The sequence below is a fragment of the Citricoccus sp. NR2 genome (assembly GCF_027594385.1).
Lineage (GTDB): Bacteria > Actinomycetota > Actinomycetes > Actinomycetales > Micrococcaceae > CmP2.
Map to the genome: position 1 here is coordinate 2,562,930 of NZ_CP115154.1, position 14,045 is coordinate 2,576,974.

Below are 14,045 nucleotides of genomic sequence, written 5' to 3' on the forward strand. Positions count from 1 at the left end.
GTCAATCGCTCAGTGGCGTGAGTCACGATCACGGCGTACACTGAATCCTAGTTAGAACGTATACAGAAGGTTATCGATGCAGTACCATCTCGACGGATACACCTACGGCGATCCTGCCATTGCCGCTCCTGCCCCGGGCCACACCGATCAGCAAGGTCCACTGCCCGATCAGGTTGATGTGCTCATCGTTGGGACCGGACCGGCCGGAGCCGTCCTGGCCGCGCAGCTCTCCCATTTCCCTGAAATCACCACGCGCGTGGTCGAACGTCGCCAGTCTGCCTTGCAGCGCGGGCACGCCGACGGCGTGGCCTGCCGCACCGTGGAGATGTTCAACGCATTCGGACTCGCCTCACGACTGCTCGATGAGGCTTACTGGGTCAACGAGACCACATTCTGGGCTCCGAGCGCGCATTATGGAACCGAAATAGAACGCACAGACACGATTCAAGATGTCGCCGATGGGCTCAGCGAGTTCCCGCATGTCATCGTCAACCAGGCACGCATGCAGGAGCTGCTTTTCGACCACGCGGCCCGCTCCCCCTCCCGCCTGCAAGTGGACTACGGATACCACTACCTCTCACAGACCACCGATCGGGACCAGGACTATCCCGTCGAAGTCACGCTCGCGGAAACCGACGAGGACAACCGGCCCACCGGCACCACGCGCACCCTTCGCGCCCGCTACGTGGTCGGCTGCGATGGCGCCCGCTCCGCGGTCCGCGAGTCCATTGGCCGCGCGCTTCAGGGGGACGCGCAAAATCACGCCTGGGGTGTGTTGGACGTGCTGGTCGACACCGATTTCCCGGATATCCGCAAGAAGTCGGTGATCCGCTCCGAACAGGGATCAATCATCATCATTCCCCGCGAGGGTGGTCACCTGGTCCGCTTCTACGTTGATCTGGGCACCGTTGACCCCGCCGATTCCGAGTTCCGTACTCGGACGCAGGTCGACGACGTCATCGCTGTGGCCAACCGCATCATGACCCCCTTCACGGTGTCAGTGGCACACGTGGCCTGGTGGAGTGTCTATGAAGTCGGCCAGCGTCTGGCGGATGGTTTCGACGACGTCGACGGACGGAGCGACGATGCTCCGCGGATCTTCATCGCCGGCGACGCCTGCCACACGCACTCAGCCAAAGCCGGTCAAGGGATGAACGTCTCCATGCAGGACACCTTCAATTTGGGCTGGAAGCTCGCCGCAGTACTGCAGGGACGGGCACCCGGGTCCCTGCTCCACACCTATTCACAGGAACGCCAGGTCACCGCCGCCGAACTCATCGACTACGACACGCGCTGGTCAAAGATGGTCGGTTCTCGTTCCGCCGACACTACCTCCGACGACGCCGTCTCAGCCTCCGATGTCCAGCGCCAGTTCGTAGAGGGCGGCACCTTCACCGCCGGCTTCGCCACCGAATATCAGCCGTCGCTGCTCACCGGGTCCTCGGAGCACCAGCACCTGGCCCCCGGGTACCCGGTCGGCAAGCGTTTCCATTCCGCCCCGGTGATTCGGGTTGAGGATGCCCGTCCGCTGCAGCTAGGCCACACCCACGACGCCGACGGTCGTTTCCGGATCTACCTGTTCGCCGACCGGAATGGGCTCGCCCCCGATTCGGCCGCCCGGAACTGGTGCGAGCGTTTTGACACCGACCCTGTATCCGCACTGAACCAATTCACTCCAGCCGACGCCGAACGCGACGCCGTCTTCGATGTCCGCGCCATCGTTCAGCAGAAGCACCTCGAGGTCGATCCGATCTCGTTCCCCGAGCTGTTGCATCCGCGCAAGGGTCCTTTCCAGGTGGTGGACCACGAGAAGGTGTTCTCGGCCGAGGTCACCAACGGGTTCTTGCTCGGCTCGATTCCGGGACTGTCCGCCACCGAGGACATCTATTCGCTGCGCGGCATCGACCGTGATGCCGGTGCCGTCGTCGTGGTGCGTCCGGACCAATACGTCGCCCAGGTGCTGCCCCTGGATGACTACGCAACGCTCGACGCCTACTTCTCGGGATTCCTGCTGGGTTCCTAAGCGAATAGGCCTCTACCGATCGGGCTGAACCAAAGACCGCGGGGGTACCGTGCCAGTCACTTGGCACGGTACCCCGCGGTGTTCGTGGTGGGTCCTACCGGGATCGAACCGATGACCTACTCGGTGTAAACGAGTACCAACACCCAATGATCATGCGGCATCCGCTGATCCTGTGGCGGTTTTGTGGCGGTCCAACATCACCCGGATCCCCTTCGAGACTTGGTCCAGCTCATCCTCAAAAAGGTGGGCGTACGTGTTCAGGGTCTCGGTCGGTGTCGCGTGTCCGAGCATCCGCTGGACGGACAGCACCGACGCCCCCGACCGGATCGCCCACGACGCCGCCGTATGCCGCAGATCGTACATGCGCAGCCCGGCGGGTAGCCCGGCCCGCTCCACGGCCTTGGTCCAGTACTGGGTATTGAAGTTCGTGACCCGCACCTGGGATCCCCGGGCCGTCGGGAATAGCAGCCCGTCCGGCCCCGCCCGCTCCGCCCGCTCCTGCAGCATGGTCTCCACATCATCCAGTAGCGGCACCTCTCGGGGCTCACCGGTCTTGGTTGACCCGATTACCAGCTTCCCGTCCACTTCGGTCACGGCCCGCTCGACCCGTAGCCGGCGGCGCCTGACGCCAACGTCCCGGCCCCGTAGCTCCCACACCTCCCCCGGCCTCAGCCCGGTCGTCACGTCCAGCCATAGCGCGTCTTGGTAGTGGGCAGACATGGCGCCGTGAAGCGCCCAGAATTCGGCCACCTGCAAGAACAACTGCGGCCGCTTCCTAGCTTTCGGCAACTCAATCCCGGTCGCCGGGGAAGCCGGCAGCATCTTCTCCGCCACACACCAGGAGAAGAGCGCGACGACCCGCCCGAAGTAGGTGTCGATGGTGCGCGCTGACAGGCCCTCAGACTGCATGGCGGCCACCCAGGCACGCAGATCGTCCCGTGTCACCTGGTCGACGAGCCGGTCACCAAAGCGGGGCTGGATGCGCTTCTCCCAGGTGGCCTCTACCTCGTGCCGGGTTTTCGCCTCCCACCCGACCCGTGCTGTCAGCCACCGCTGGCCGGCCTCGGTGACGGTGACGCGTGGCCCGCCCGGGGTGAAGCCCTGTCGCCGCTTGTCGTCTTGCTCCTGGATCCACGCCTGTGCGGCGTCTTTGGTGCGGTGGGACTCTTTGAGCTCCCCGCCGCGCCCGTCGGTCCACACGGCCTGCCAGCGCAGCCCCTTGCCGTACCGGGCAGTGCGCGTCTTATCCCTCCGCAACCACAGGTCAACAACTCGGCTCATGGCTATTCCGCGGTCACTTCGCAGACAGCCTGCTGTTCTGGCCCCGGCTCAGACTTCTGGGTATCGACAACTTCACCCGTGTCATAGTTGGTGATCTCGCAGGCTAGGACGCCGTCAATCTGATCAAGTGTAGTGACGTAAAGCCTACTTGTGGCCCCGGAGTCGAGAAGTCCAACCTGAGTAAGAGGTGGGTCATCGTGAACAGACGGGATAAGGACGCCAGCCTCGTTGATGCCGGGCACAATTCCGGTGATCTGATATTGGCCGTTGATGGGCATTGCATCTGAACCGTCCTCGGGTTCCCACCAGAGCTCATACTCTAGTGATGTTGGCTCAGCCTCCTGAACCACTGGGTTTTCTGTCGGAGTCGAAGTCGGTTCTGGGTCAACTTCTCCCCCGCATCCGGCGAGCAGTAGGGCGGAAACGGTGAGCGCTGTGAGTGTGGTTCGTGTTCTCATTGGGTAGTCTTCTCCCCTGGTAAGTGTGAGTGGTTCGTGTAGTTTAGCTTTCGAGTTCGGCGATGCGTGCTCGCAGCTGCTCGATTTCCGTGTTGCGTGCTTGCAGCCGGTTGGTTAGTTCCCAGATCAGTTCCGCGTCGGACAGCGCCACAACTGGGTGTGCATCCATGATCTGGTCGAGGGTGATGGCTTCCGGGTTCGGGCCCTGCTCCACATCGTCGAGGACGTGCTCAGTCATGCGGAGCGCCCGCTCGAGGCGGCGGCGTGTCGTCGCTGAGCCCGCCGAGTTCCCCTGCTCGATGTTGATGATGGTGCGCCGGTCGACCCCGGACTGGGCGGAGAGGTCATCGAGTGTCAGCTCGAGTCGTGTCCGTGCTTGCCGAACGAGACGCTGCACCGCGCCCGTGCCCGGCCCCTGGCGCCCTTTCATGACAGCACCCCCGAATCCTGCCCGCGTACGAGGCCAGCATGGATGGCAGTAGCTCGAGTTCGTGCGCTACCCCTTGCATGGTGTGGTGCGCCTGAGCGGCTCGCAGGAACCCGCACAGTGGAATGAGGAGCCAGTGCGCGAAGTAGTCCGCTTCTCGCTCCGTAGCCGGCGTGGATTGCTCGTGCCGGTGTGCGGCGTGCCCCAGCTCGTGCGCCAGTGTGGCCGTGTACTGGATTCCAGACAGTGCTGGGTGCAGGGTGATCGTGTGCGTGGCCGAGTTGTATTCCCCCCAGTCCCCCAGGACGGGGTGCGCGCTGGCGATACTGCACCCCAGCCGTTCGGCGACCGTGTCGAGATTCATGCGCCCCAGCCTGACTGAGGGCACGGACACGATTAGTAATCTGGGGCCTGGTCTGGGTCGGGGTCGCCGGGCTTCCTGGTGTGGGCGGCAAGACCATAGTCTTCCCGAGATTCTTGTGGTTCTGATTCATTGGGATCTTCCTGGGTTCGGTTCAGCTCGTGTATCAGTTGGCTCACGAGCTTTCGGTGGCGTGGGCTCAGCTTCCCCAGCGACTCTGCGAGAGTGGCACGCTCGGCAGTGGCAGTTGGACCGCCCGTGCCGTATGCGGCCCGGTGCAGGTCGCGCTCAGGGATGTCGAGTAGCACGCTGAAAGCGTGGAGCGTTTCAGCAGGAACACTCTTTGGGAATGCGCCTCTTCGGTAAAGGCTGATGGTGGATGCAGAGAGTTTGAGGCCGGCGCGTTCCGCGGCTCGATTGAGTGCGTTCACGCCGATGCCCTTCTCAGTCATCGCGTCGTCTATCAGCTTTGCCAGTTCGTCCACGGGTCAACTCTCCATGCATGGTTTCGGTCGCGCAAATTCTTGGTTGCCGAGGGTGGCAACCAATTACAACCCTGTAATTCGCCTACCCCTATATGACTTATAGGCTAATCGACTTGCCGGGAAACTTGCCGACTTGCCATGCCCTGGCAAGGTGTGTAGTGTTATGCCCAACGCTAGATGGAGGTGAAAATGAATCAGCGAATCGCGATGCGAATCAATAAGCAAGGCTTCCGGGACTACTTGGAGGCGTCGGAAATGAGCCAGCGGGAGTTTGCCCGCCGCGCCAAGGTCTCACACACTCTCGTCCAACAGATGCTCACTGATAGCAAGAAGACGCACGTCCGAGTGTCGACGGCGAAAAGCATGGAGAAGGTACTGAAGTGCCCTGGCAACCTTATTTTTTTCCCGGAAGTGTTTACCGTTGTGGCCAACGCCGCATAACTCGCGGTTCGGGGCAAAGGGAAAGGCCCCGCCGAACCACCAGCGGGGCCTTGCGAAACCCGGAGGGCTCCCAATGAACGACTGCTATCAGAAAGGAAAGCCAGTCATGCACATCATACCAACTATCGAACGCACCGGTCAGGGACTCGCCGTTTCATCGGAGACCATCGCCGAGGGTGCAGGTGTCGAGCACCGCGCTGTACTGCAGATGATCGGCAAGAACGTCGATGACCTGGAGACCTTCGGGACGGTCGCATTTGAAATGCGACCGCTCCCAGGGGGCGGGCACCCTGTCCGCGTCGCGCTTCTGAATGAGCAGCAGTCCACCCTACTGATGACCTACCTCCGCAACACGGAGCAGGTGAAGCGCTTCAAGGTCGCCCTCGTCAAGGCGTTCTACGAGATGGCGCAAGCCATACAGTCCCGCCCGGCCGTCGAGCTCACCCGCGCCGATCTGGCCCGCATGGTCCTGGAGTCCGAGGCTGAGAACAATGAGCTACGTCGTGAGGTCGAAGCCGCGGCACCGAAGGCCAACTATGTTGACCAGTTCGTGGCCGACGGCGACAACCTCAAGATCAGCGCCGTCGCCTCACGTCTGGACGTCAAGGAATCCCAGCTGCGTGCCCTGCTCATCGCCTGCGAATGGATCTACCGGGAGACCTCAGAACGCTACTCGGAGAAGCGAAAGGCGAAGGTTCCCCAGTACCGGTACTCGGAGCGCGCGAACCACAAATCCCACTTCAACCGTGTCATGGTGCACGACGCCCCACGATTCAAGGGCGAGGTGGACCACACGCTGAAGGTGACACCACCGGGAGCTCAGGCTATCGGTCGCCTCTTGGATCGGGTGCTCGAAAAGTACGGGGACCTGGATGAGGCGATAGCGGTCATCGACACGGAGCGTTTGCGACGCCGGAGCCTCCAGGCGGTGGTCTGAGATGCCGACCAAGCTGTTGTCCGCGAAGAAGATCGCGGAGGTGCTGGGTGAGAACCCCCAGACCACCCGGAAGCGTCTTCGTCGCGGCGAGATCAAAGGAATCAAGAAGGGCACCGGGTCCCGCGCGCACTGGTTCGCGACCGAGTCCGCCGTGAATCACTTCATCAACCGGAGCGCGGTATGAGCACCTGCAGCTTCATCATCCATGAGGGTGCCCGGTGGGAGCCGGACGAGGTGTGCGATTGGCCGGCGGTGGAGGACTCGGGTCTGTGCGAACGCCACCACCACGACGCCTACATGGCGGACCTTTTGGCTGACGTCTCGGCGGGGCGGTGACCCTCATGCCGTGGCATCAGATCCTCGCCCGTCTCACCATCACCCCGGTCCTGGTCGGCGCCGCCGTGGCCGCCGTGATTGCCACACCACAGGTGCTGATCCACCTGATTGACCACTCTCACCCGGCCCTGACCATCGCCGGTATCACCATCACCCTGGGCCTGACCGCACTGGTAGCCCGGACCGTCTGGAAGGACACCCAATGAGCAAGATCATCAGACTGTCATCCACTAACTACAAGCGCTTGAAGGCCGTGGAGATCACGCCGGAGGGCAATGTGATCACCATCGCTGGCAAGAACGGGGCGGGCAAGTCATCCGTACTCGACAGCATCACCGCAGCACTGGGTGGCGTGGACAAGAAAGCCACGCCGAAGCCAATTCGCGATGGTGAGGATCACGCGGAGATCGTTCTCGAAACCGAGGACCTGATCGTCACACGACGTTTCACCGCATCCGGGTCAACCCTCACCGTGACCAGCCGTGACGGCGCCAAATACCCAAAGGGCCAGCAGAAGCTCAACGACCTGTTAGGCAAGCTGTCCCTGGACCCGCTGGCATTCACCCAGCTCTCCGAAAAGGACCAGCTCGAAACCCTGCTGTCCCTGGTCGATCTGCCTTTCGATCCGGCAGAGCTGGAAGCCGAGCGCAAGCGGATCTACGACCAACGCACCGAGATTGGCCGGCAGAGCAAGGCTATCGGCGACGTGGCCGTAGACGAGGGCCTGCCCACCGAAGAGCAGTCGGCTGTGCAGATCCTCAACCAGATCGAGAATGTTCGTGACCGCAACCGGCAGATCGAGCGTATCGCCGACGAGGTCGTCAGCTACCAGGATGAGCGCCGCAACGTGGTCGCCCAAATCCAGGCACTGCAAGAGCGGCTGGAACTCATTGACCAAGCACAGCGTGACGCTCAGGCGAAAGCGGCGCACCTGGGCGACGTGCAGGACACCACCGACCTGGAAGCCCAGTTAGCCAGCGTGGAGGACACGAACGCGGCGATCCGAGCCAACAACGTGGCACGCGAAAAGGCAGAGCAGAAGGCCGAACTGAAACGCAGTTGGGACGCACTCACATCCACCCTGGACGTACTCAATGAGCGCAAAGCTGACGGCCTCGCCTCCGCTGAGATGCCCGTCCCCGGGCTCGGTTTCGACGAGAACGGCGTCACTTTCGAGGGAATCCCGTTCAAGCAGACCAACACCGCATCCCAGATCCGCGTCAGCCTCGCAATGGCAATGGCACTCAACCCCGGGTTACGGGTCATCCGCATCGCCGAAGGATCGCTGCTCGACGAGGACAACCTCAAGATCGTGGCAGACATGGCCGCCGAGCACGACTACCAGGTGTGGATGGAAGTCGTCGGTAACGGCGACGGCACCGGAATCATCATCGAAGACGGAGAGGTAAAAGCATGACCATCACGACACTCCCCCAGGACCTCGTCTACGGGATGCCCGCACCCGAGTACCACGCAGCCGAAGGGCTCGGATCAACCAGCATCAAGACCCTGTCCGACCCGGACATCAGCATGGCCGAAGCCCGTCACATGATGAGCACGGACGAGCACAAGCGAGTGTACGACGTCGGCACCCTCGGACACGCCCTCATCCTGGAGGGCTCCCTGGATGACCTGGTGGCCCGTATTGACGCCGACAGCTACCGGTCCACCGCCGCGAAGGAAGCCCGAGACCAGGCTTACAACGATGGTCTGATCCCTATCAATAACGCTGAGGTCGAGACCATCCTGACCCCCGTGGAAGCTATGCGTGACGCCGTCATGGCGCACCCTGTCGCGGGACCACTCTTCACCGGGCATCAGCCAGAGGTGTCGCTGTTCTGGGAGCAGGAAGGCGTGCCCTGCAAAGGCCGCCTCGACGCCTACCACCCAGACCGGGGCATGGTCGTGGACCTGAAACTGTTGCGCTCCGCCCGCCCATCGGATGTGCAGAAGCAGATCAGCGACCTCGGCTACTACATCCAGGCCGCCCACTACCTGAACGGGGTGCGGGAAGTCACCGGGTTCACCCCGGACTGGTTGTTCGTGACCGCACAGAAAACGGAGCCGTTCACGGTGTCCGTGCACCGGCTCCACCCGGACGCCCTGGCCGCCGCGCAGCACCGCATCAGCTACGCCCTACACCGGTGGCGCGACGCCACCAGCACAAACACCTGGCCCGGGTACACGGGCATCTACGAGCAAAACCTAACCGCGTGGGAGCGCATCAAGAACGAGGAAATGGAGAACCAGTCATGAGCGAGATTGCAACCCGAGACACCACCGGCCTGGACACCAGCCCTGCCACGATCCTGTCCAGCCCGACCGCTGGAACCGTGCAGCTAGCCGAGTGGGCGCAGGAACTCGACGCAGCCCACCGGCTGGGCACCGCCCTATGCCAGACCGACTTCGTGCCCAAGGATTTTCGGGGCAAACCGGAGGCGGCCGCCGCCGCGATCCTCGCTGGAAAGGCTCTCGGTCTCGACCCGATGAATAGCCTGTCGAACATTTTCGTGGTGCATGGGCGACCTGCGCTCTACGCCCGCACCATGGTCGCTATCGTCCTCTCTGCCGGGCACCAGTTGGTTCGAGCCGAGGCCACCGACAAGTCTGTGACCGTGCAGGCCCGTCGCCGCGGTGACTCCGAGTGGCAAGAGTTCACGTGGACCATCGACCGCGCCAAGAAGGCCGGGTATACCTCCAACGCGAAGTATCAGACTGACCCAATCGCGATGCTTACCGCGAAAGCGCAGGCGGAGGCGTGCCGGACTATCGCCCCGGACGTGCTCACTGGTGTGGCCGCCTATGCGGTGGAAGAGGTGGAGCTGGAGGACATGGGTGAACGCCCGTCACGTCCTGCCCGCACCCCGCGCGCCGTCGAGGCGGCACCCGCGCAGGAGGCGGTGGATGCCCCCGCAACGATCACCCAGGACCAGTGGAACGACCTGAAGAAGGCGGGCGCGGCCGCTGGGAAGGACGCCAAAGAAATGGGCGCGCTGGCAGCCGAAGTCACCGGGATCAAGCTCACCGCGTGGAAGGACATCCCAGCTGACCGGTACGACGACATTCTGCAAGCGGTCAGCGACATCGTGCTGGCCTCCCAGTCCGAGGATGAAGAAGGAGTGGCCTGATCATGGCTCAGATTATTTTTACCGGAAACGTGGGCCGTGATTCGGAACTCCGATGGACGAAGAATAACGACCCAGTGCTTTCGTTCAGCGTCAGCGAGTCTCATTCAAGGAAGCTCGACAACGGCGAGTGGGAAACCTTGCGCCAACAGTGGTTTGACGTCTCCGTTTTCGGCCCGGTCGCCGAAGCTCTAGCGAATCATGTCCTCAAGGGCGCGCGTGTCCGCGTTGCGGGTGATCTGTGGCGCCGCGATTACGAGTCGCAGAACGGCCCCGGGATGAGCCTCGACGTGCGGGCCATCGGCGTGGACCTCATCAAACCGGCACAGCCGCGCAGCACGGGCGGGTGGGAAGACCCCGCTTTCTGACCTGCAGCCCGCACCAGGACCGAGCTGGGCGCCGCGTGCAAGCCGCGGAGCGGGCACCACCCCACCAACATCAGAGCATTCAGGAGACACCTTTGACGATCACCGACATCACCACCACGAGAGCCGAGCAGATCAGCGCGGATAAGCCCGTAGCCGTCCTGTATAGCCAACCGGGCTGTGGTCCGTGCATCGGACTGGAGCGGGCACTGAAGTCCGCTGGGGCCGCGTACAACAAGATCGACATCACCCAGGACGCTGACGCGCTGGCCCGCGTCCGCTCACTCGGCTACAGCGGCACACCCGTCATCGAGATCCATCAGGACGGCCAGCTCATCGACCACTGGCACGGCCTCGACATCCACCGGGTAGCCCAGCACTTCCCGAAAGAGGTGGCGTAATGGGGACCGTCCACGACACTCACGGCCACCAGACCTACCCGCTACCCGGCCCTGGCAACGACCGGGGCAACGCCTACCACTTGCACCGCGCCACCGATGCGGACCAGCGCACCAAGTACCCCGAGGTCGCCGAGCTGGCACGCGGATTCGAGGTCCGGCAATGAACACGTGTAAGCGCTCCTGCTGCTGGACCCCGTACTCATGTGGCCGGCAGAACCAGTGCCCGTGTCATTCCGCTGAGCGGCTGGAGGAATCCCGGCTCGAAAAAGTGTGGCAGCGGGAACAAGAACGACTCGACCAGGAACGGAGAGAACCGTGAGCTATCAGCGTGGAGCAGCACGAGACCGGTGGCCCATCGACGCCCGGGCACGTGTCGAATGGCTCGAGAAAGAGGTGGCACGGCTACGAATCATCGCCCAAGAGCAAGAGCAACGGATCTACCTGCTCACAAGGCCACCAGAACCACACGTCCCCTACCGGGACACCCTCACCCTTGAACAGCGCACGGCTCGCCCGGCCCTGCACGAGGATGACAGCCCCGAAATCTGCGCACTACGCCGGGACGCACTCTACGAAGCCACCCGACCCCGGAGCGCGGTTATCAAGGCGGTGGCGGCATGACTGACCAGGCCACGTTTGACGACCTGCTTGGTGAGGCTGTCTTGCCGGTCCTGACGGTGTGGCGCGGGCATGGCACGACATGCGGGTGGTGCTTGCGCGACTGCGGCGGACAATTCGCAGGCAGCACGCACACCTGGGACGAGAGCGGCCTCCCCATCGACACCAGCGTGTGCATGCCCTGCCGGGATGAGCACGGTCTGAATGCGCACCTGCACGCCATCCGGGACGGCCGCTACAAAATCGGGGACCAGCCATGAGCAGCATCAAGCACACCACCTACTCGACGGGCACGGACACGCTCACCATCACCATGATCGACGGCCGCGTGTACGAGCTCGACGCAGATGACGCCGAACTCATCATCGAGTCCATCGACGCCGCAGAACAAGAACGGGATCACCTGCGATGAAGGGAATCCAGCACAAGCACTGCCCATCCTGTGGCGCCGACTTCACCTGGGCAGACCCGCACTGCAAACAATGCACGTGGCTCACCTGCCGATGCGGGACCACCTGGGACCACACCACCGGACACCACGCGAAAGGAGTCAGGACGTGAAAGAGATGCAATATGATCCGCTGCCACTGTGCAACTGCGAGAGCGTCGCCGAGCCGCACTACCACCAGGGCGGAGTGCCACTGACCTGCTACGGCGACACCCTGGCCGGGTGGAAATCGCTCACCGACGCTGAGTGCGCCGCAGAGTACTGGCGGGCGCGGGCAGACATGTGCAGCACCACCCCCGTATTCACCAGTGGGGCCGAGCTACAGAAATTCATTCAGGTGTGGGAAAGATTCGCCACCCACCCGCACGCGAGAGAGAGCGGATATTTGTGATGAGCCTAGTCAGGGTCAGTAGAGCAATCACCGAAAGGGCCGCTAAGCACTGGTCAGATGGCACCGCGCAGGCTGCATGCACACGCCGTGCACAACAGCTACGCGACGCCGGGAATGAGGTCACCCGCGACGGCAACACCATTACGTGGAGCGTGGATCACGACAGCTACGTCGAAACCACCTCTCTCACATTCATCGACGAAGAAGTGCCCGGCCAGACCGACGCACTCGACATGCTGGAGGAAAAATGACCACCTTCACCCTGGGCCAGCAGATCCGAATCAGCGGGACGGCCGATAAGGTCCGCGACCGGATCACATGGAGGCCTGCGAACAGTGCCCACATATACACCGAAGCACAGGCTGCCTGGGACCAGATCAAATCCGAGCCAGGACGTACCGAGTATGGCCTACTCCGAACCCGTCTCGTCGAGCTGGAAGCACCGGCAGAAACCGGCGTAATTGTGGGGTGGCGGACCATCCAGCAAGGCGTCACCGAGTACTACCACTACGGCGACCCTCCATGCTTCCTGCCCTGCGAGAGCACACAAGTCTGGTTGGTCGCATTCCACCTGCGCCGTAAGCCTGTCATGTGCTTCGACCACCAGGTGGAGGCGATCTAATGCAGGACACACTATTCCCCGCCCTCCTACCCACTCTCCCAGGGTGCACAACAGGCATCGTCGGCAAGCGAGAGCAGGAGGGCAAGCGCACCGAGTGGGACCTGCAATGCCAGGAATGCGGGGCCATCGAGACCACCAACATGCTCGTGCTCATGAAAACGCGCTTTCACCTGTGCGCACCACGCACCCGCACCTGCCCCAACTGCCATGAGGCACGGCACGCGGGCGAACCGAACAGCACCCTACGCATGGGATGCCGAGAAGCACTCACAGGAGGTTACTACTGATGCACACCCGACCAGTCCCCCATCAGATCACCCACAGTCAACTCATCGAAGCCGTGGAAGCGCTCGGGCTTGACCCGAGCACCACACTGGCGATCCGCATGGAAGGGCCACGACAATTCGAGGTCGACGTGCTCCGCCCCGGAGCTGAGCGCACCTACCCCAGCCACTACGACACGCACACGATCTTCATCGTCAAAGACCCCAAGGAGGACCAGTGAGCGACTGGCACTCATTCTTCGCACTCTGGCCCGTCCGCACATCGACCGGCTGGGTCTGGCTGCACTGGGTAGACAGGCGGGCCGTGGATGTCGAATGGGCCGACTACTACGGCGACGGCACCACACTCACCACCAGACACTACGAACACAGGAGGAAGCGGTGATCACCATCAAGCTCGAGATCATCCCCGGAAAAACAACCCTCGGAGAACTGAAACGCACCCTCGACCTCATCGAGTACATCGGGGAAGCCCCCGACAGTCAGCCAGCATTCCAGCCCATCGATAACGACGACACCATCTACGATCTCGTCATCGAAATCCCCGGAGGTGAAGAATGAGCGTCCTCCCATGGGTACGCCTCGACAGCCGCCTCCCATCGAACCCGAAAGTCCTAGAACTGCTCTCCCGCACCGGTGGACACAAGGCCGCATTCGCCTACATTTGCGGACTCTCCTACTGCGGAGACAAGGGCACATTCGGAGATATTCCGAGCGCCGCACTACCCTTCCTGCACGCCACAAAAAGAGAGGCCAACTTACTCGTCAAGGTCGGTCTCTGGACGGCCACCGAAACAGGCTACAAAGTGCACGACTGGGACGACTACCAGCCATCCCGCCAGTACGTCGACAGGGTAAAGAAACAAAGGTCAGAAGCGGCACGCGCCCGCTGGGACAAACAGAAAAAAGACCCCACATAACCCATGCGGGCCGCATACCGGGCCGCAATGCAACCCCGCAATTCGCTACGCACCAATTGATGCACGGTAACGGTAACGATTACTTAACTCACCTTGGTAGACCAAGGTTCCGTTGGTCTCTA

General features: G+C 62.5%; 26 protein-coding genes. 21 read left to right on the top strand and 5 right to left on the bottom strand.

Annotated elements, in window-relative coordinates; translation table 11 throughout:
• The first annotated feature begins 76 nt into the window (after window positions 1-76).
• The gene (locus O1A05_RS11965) at window positions 77-2,023 is read left to right on the top strand and encodes an FAD-dependent monooxygenase (protein WP_270105429.1); all 1,947 of its coding nucleotides are present in this window, start codon (window positions 77-79) and stop codon (window positions 2,021-2,023) included.
• A 150-nt stretch (window positions 2,024-2,173) separates the two neighbouring features.
• Here O1A05_RS11965 and O1A05_RS11970 read toward each other — a convergent pair whose 3' ends face one another.
• Genes O1A05_RS11970 through O1A05_RS11985 form a run of 5 tightly spaced genes read right to left on the bottom strand, consistent with a single transcriptional unit; the run spans window position 2,174 to window position 5,035 of the window.
• Window positions 2,174-3,304 (bottom strand): tyrosine-type recombinase/integrase, encoded by a 1,131-nt coding sequence (locus O1A05_RS11970; protein WP_270105430.1) that lies wholly within the window; start codon window positions 3,302-3,304, stop codon window positions 2,174-2,176.
• Between the two features lie 2 nt (window positions 3,305-3,306).
• Window positions 3,307-3,762 carry a hypothetical protein gene (locus tag O1A05_RS11975; protein WP_270105431.1) on the bottom strand — a complete coding sequence of 152 codons (456 nt, stop codon included), beginning with the start codon at window positions 3,760-3,762 and terminating at the stop codon, window positions 3,307-3,309.
• 43 nt (window positions 3,763-3,805) lie between these two features.
• Window positions 3,806-4,192 carry a helix-turn-helix domain-containing protein gene (locus O1A05_RS11980; protein ID WP_270105432.1) on the bottom strand — a complete coding sequence of 129 codons (387 nt, stop codon included), beginning with the start codon at window positions 4,190-4,192 and terminating at the stop codon, window positions 3,806-3,808.
• Window positions 4,107-4,553, bottom strand: a complete 447-nt coding sequence (locus O1A05_RS15760) for an ImmA/IrrE family metallo-endopeptidase (RefSeq protein ID WP_442867635.1) — start codon at window positions 4,551-4,553, stop codon at window positions 4,107-4,109. The genes O1A05_RS11980 and O1A05_RS15760 overlap by 86 nt, the downstream gene beginning before the upstream one ends.
• A 32-nt stretch (window positions 4,554-4,585) precedes the next feature.
• Window positions 4,586-5,035, bottom strand: a complete 450-nt coding sequence (locus O1A05_RS11985; RefSeq protein ID WP_270105433.1) for a hypothetical protein — start codon at window positions 5,033-5,035, stop codon at window positions 4,586-4,588.
• Window positions 5,036-5,224: 189 nt separating this feature from the next.
• On the opposite strand from O1A05_RS11985, the gene O1A05_RS11990 reads away from it, so the two are divergent.
• The 20 genes from O1A05_RS11990 (at window position 5,225) to O1A05_RS12085 (ending at window position 13,923) form a co-directional block, all read left to right on the top strand.
• A complete protein-coding gene (locus tag O1A05_RS11990) occupies window positions 5,225-5,476 on the top strand; it encodes a helix-turn-helix domain-containing protein (RefSeq protein ID WP_270105434.1) in 252 nt (83 codons plus the stop codon).
• A gap of 106 nt (window positions 5,477-5,582) precedes the next feature.
• Window positions 5,583-6,413 (top strand): Rha family transcriptional regulator, encoded by an 831-nt coding sequence (locus tag O1A05_RS11995; protein WP_270105435.1) that lies wholly within the window; start codon window positions 5,583-5,585, stop codon window positions 6,411-6,413.
• 1 nt (window position 6,414) lies between these two features.
• A complete protein-coding gene (locus O1A05_RS12000) occupies window positions 6,415-6,597 on the top strand; it encodes a helix-turn-helix domain-containing protein (RefSeq protein ID WP_270105436.1) in 183 nt (60 codons plus the stop codon).
• Window positions 6,594-6,749, top strand: coding sequence for a hypothetical protein (locus O1A05_RS12005; RefSeq protein WP_270105437.1), 156 nt, complete (start codon window positions 6,594-6,596; stop codon window positions 6,747-6,749). The genes O1A05_RS12000 and O1A05_RS12005 overlap by 4 nt, the downstream gene beginning before the upstream one ends.
• Before the next feature lie 5 nt (window positions 6,750-6,754).
• On the top strand, window positions 6,755-6,955 hold the full coding sequence (locus O1A05_RS12010) for a hypothetical protein (protein WP_270105438.1): 201 nt from the start codon (window positions 6,755-6,757) through the stop codon (window positions 6,953-6,955).
• Window positions 6,952-8,166: an AAA family ATPase gene (locus O1A05_RS12015; RefSeq protein ID WP_270105439.1), complete on the top strand. Its 1,215-nt coding sequence runs from the start codon at window positions 6,952-6,954 to the stop codon at window positions 8,164-8,166. The genes O1A05_RS12010 and O1A05_RS12015 overlap by 4 nt, the downstream gene beginning before the upstream one ends.
• Entirely contained in the window at window positions 8,163-9,005 is an 843-nt protein-coding gene (locus O1A05_RS12020; RefSeq protein WP_270105440.1) for a PD-(D/E)XK nuclease-like domain-containing protein, read from the top strand. The genes O1A05_RS12015 and O1A05_RS12020 overlap by 4 nt, the downstream gene beginning before the upstream one ends.
• Window positions 9,002-9,877 (top strand): hypothetical protein, encoded by an 876-nt coding sequence (locus tag O1A05_RS12025; protein ID WP_270105441.1) that lies wholly within the window; start codon window positions 9,002-9,004, stop codon window positions 9,875-9,877. Before O1A05_RS12020 ends, O1A05_RS12025 begins: the two co-directional genes overlap by 4 nt.
• A gap of 2 nt (window positions 9,878-9,879) precedes the next feature.
• Window positions 9,880-10,242, top strand: a complete 363-nt coding sequence (locus O1A05_RS12030) for a single-stranded DNA-binding protein (RefSeq protein ID WP_270105442.1) — start codon at window positions 9,880-9,882, stop codon at window positions 10,240-10,242.
• A 92-nt stretch (window positions 10,243-10,334) separates the two neighbouring features.
• The gene (locus O1A05_RS12035) at window positions 10,335-10,640 is read left to right on the top strand and encodes a glutaredoxin family protein (RefSeq protein WP_270105443.1); all 306 of its coding nucleotides are present in this window, start codon (window positions 10,335-10,337) and stop codon (window positions 10,638-10,640) included.
• Complete coding sequence (locus tag O1A05_RS12040; RefSeq protein WP_270105444.1) at window positions 10,640-10,804, top strand: hypothetical protein; 165 nt, start codon at window positions 10,640-10,642, stop codon at window positions 10,802-10,804. Before O1A05_RS12035 ends, O1A05_RS12040 begins: the two co-directional genes overlap by 1 nt.
• 151 nt (window positions 10,805-10,955) lie before the next feature.
• Window positions 10,956-11,261, top strand: coding sequence for a hypothetical protein (locus O1A05_RS12045; protein ID WP_270105445.1), 306 nt, complete (start codon window positions 10,956-10,958; stop codon window positions 11,259-11,261).
• On the top strand, window positions 11,258-11,518 hold the full coding sequence (locus O1A05_RS12050; RefSeq protein WP_270105446.1) for a hypothetical protein: 261 nt from the start codon (window positions 11,258-11,260) through the stop codon (window positions 11,516-11,518). The genes O1A05_RS12045 and O1A05_RS12050 overlap by 4 nt, the downstream gene beginning before the upstream one ends.
• Window positions 11,515-11,670 (top strand): hypothetical protein, encoded by a 156-nt coding sequence (locus O1A05_RS12055; RefSeq protein ID WP_270105447.1) that lies wholly within the window; start codon window positions 11,515-11,517, stop codon window positions 11,668-11,670. Before O1A05_RS12050 ends, O1A05_RS12055 begins: the two co-directional genes overlap by 4 nt.
• 145 nt (window positions 11,671-11,815) lie before the next feature.
• Complete coding sequence (locus O1A05_RS12060; protein WP_270105448.1) at window positions 11,816-12,097, top strand: hypothetical protein; 282 nt, start codon at window positions 11,816-11,818, stop codon at window positions 12,095-12,097.
• Window positions 12,098-12,344: 247 nt separating this feature from the next.
• Window positions 12,345-12,719, top strand: coding sequence for a hypothetical protein (locus O1A05_RS12065; protein WP_270105449.1), 375 nt, complete (start codon window positions 12,345-12,347; stop codon window positions 12,717-12,719).
• Between the two features lie 286 nt (window positions 12,720-13,005).
• Entirely contained in the window at window positions 13,006-13,224 is a 219-nt protein-coding gene (locus O1A05_RS12070; protein ID WP_270105450.1) for a hypothetical protein, read from the top strand.
• On the top strand, window positions 13,221-13,388 hold the full coding sequence (locus O1A05_RS12075) for a hypothetical protein (protein ID WP_270105451.1): 168 nt from the start codon (window positions 13,221-13,223) through the stop codon (window positions 13,386-13,388). Before O1A05_RS12070 ends, O1A05_RS12075 begins: the two co-directional genes overlap by 4 nt.
• Window positions 13,385-13,564 carry a hypothetical protein gene (locus O1A05_RS12080; protein ID WP_270105452.1) on the top strand — a complete coding sequence of 60 codons (180 nt, stop codon included), beginning with the start codon at window positions 13,385-13,387 and terminating at the stop codon, window positions 13,562-13,564. Before O1A05_RS12075 ends, O1A05_RS12080 begins: the two co-directional genes overlap by 4 nt.
• A complete protein-coding gene (locus tag O1A05_RS12085) occupies window positions 13,561-13,923 on the top strand; it encodes a hypothetical protein (protein WP_270105453.1) in 363 nt (120 codons plus the stop codon). The genes O1A05_RS12080 and O1A05_RS12085 overlap by 4 nt, the downstream gene beginning before the upstream one ends.
• Window positions 13,924-14,045 lie beyond the last annotated feature (122 nt).

Coding starts and splice junctions, on each gene's coding strand:
- O1A05_RS12085 (WP_270105453.1), top strand. CDS start 13,561: ATGAGCGTCCTCCCATGGGTACGCCTCGACAGCCGCCTCCCATCGAAC.
- O1A05_RS11970 (WP_270105430.1), bottom strand. CDS start 3,304: ATGAGCCGAGTTGTTGACCTGTGGTTGCGGAGGGATAAGACGCGCACT.
- O1A05_RS12015 (WP_270105439.1), top strand. CDS start 6,952: ATGAGCAAGATCATCAGACTGTCATCCACTAACTACAAGCGCTTGAAG.
- O1A05_RS11995 (WP_270105435.1), top strand. CDS start 5,583: ATGCACATCATACCAACTATCGAACGCACCGGTCAGGGACTCGCCGTT.
- O1A05_RS12010 (WP_270105438.1), top strand. CDS start 6,755: ATGCCGTGGCATCAGATCCTCGCCCGTCTCACCATCACCCCGGTCCTG.
- O1A05_RS12055 (WP_270105447.1), top strand. CDS start 11,515: ATGAGCAGCATCAAGCACACCACCTACTCGACGGGCACGGACACGCTC.
- O1A05_RS15760 (WP_442867635.1), bottom strand. CDS start 4,553: ATGAATCTCGACACGGTCGCCGAACGGCTGGGGTGCAGTATCGCCAGC.
- O1A05_RS11980 (WP_270105432.1), bottom strand. CDS start 4,192: ATGAAAGGGCGCCAGGGGCCGGGCACGGGCGCGGTGCAGCGTCTCGTT.
- O1A05_RS12005 (WP_270105437.1), top strand. CDS start 6,594: ATGAGCACCTGCAGCTTCATCATCCATGAGGGTGCCCGGTGGGAGCCG.
- O1A05_RS12025 (WP_270105441.1), top strand. CDS start 9,002: ATGAGCGAGATTGCAACCCGAGACACCACCGGCCTGGACACCAGCCCT.
- O1A05_RS12040 (WP_270105444.1), top strand. CDS start 10,640: ATGGGGACCGTCCACGACACTCACGGCCACCAGACCTACCCGCTACCC.
- O1A05_RS12000 (WP_270105436.1), top strand. CDS start 6,415: ATGCCGACCAAGCTGTTGTCCGCGAAGAAGATCGCGGAGGTGCTGGGT.
- O1A05_RS12030 (WP_270105442.1), top strand. CDS start 9,880: ATGGCTCAGATTATTTTTACCGGAAACGTGGGCCGTGATTCGGAACTC.
- O1A05_RS11975 (WP_270105431.1), bottom strand. CDS start 3,762: ATGAGAACACGAACCACACTCACAGCGCTCACCGTTTCCGCCCTACTG.
- O1A05_RS12050 (WP_270105446.1), top strand. CDS start 11,258: ATGACTGACCAGGCCACGTTTGACGACCTGCTTGGTGAGGCTGTCTTG.
- O1A05_RS12070 (WP_270105450.1), top strand. CDS start 13,006: ATGCACACCCGACCAGTCCCCCATCAGATCACCCACAGTCAACTCATC.
- O1A05_RS12020 (WP_270105440.1), top strand. CDS start 8,163: ATGACCATCACGACACTCCCCCAGGACCTCGTCTACGGGATGCCCGCA.
- O1A05_RS12065 (WP_270105449.1), top strand. CDS start 12,345: ATGACCACCTTCACCCTGGGCCAGCAGATCCGAATCAGCGGGACGGCC.
- O1A05_RS11965 (WP_270105429.1), top strand. CDS start 77: ATGCAGTACCATCTCGACGGATACACCTACGGCGATCCTGCCATTGCC.
- O1A05_RS11990 (WP_270105434.1), top strand. CDS start 5,225: ATGAATCAGCGAATCGCGATGCGAATCAATAAGCAAGGCTTCCGGGAC.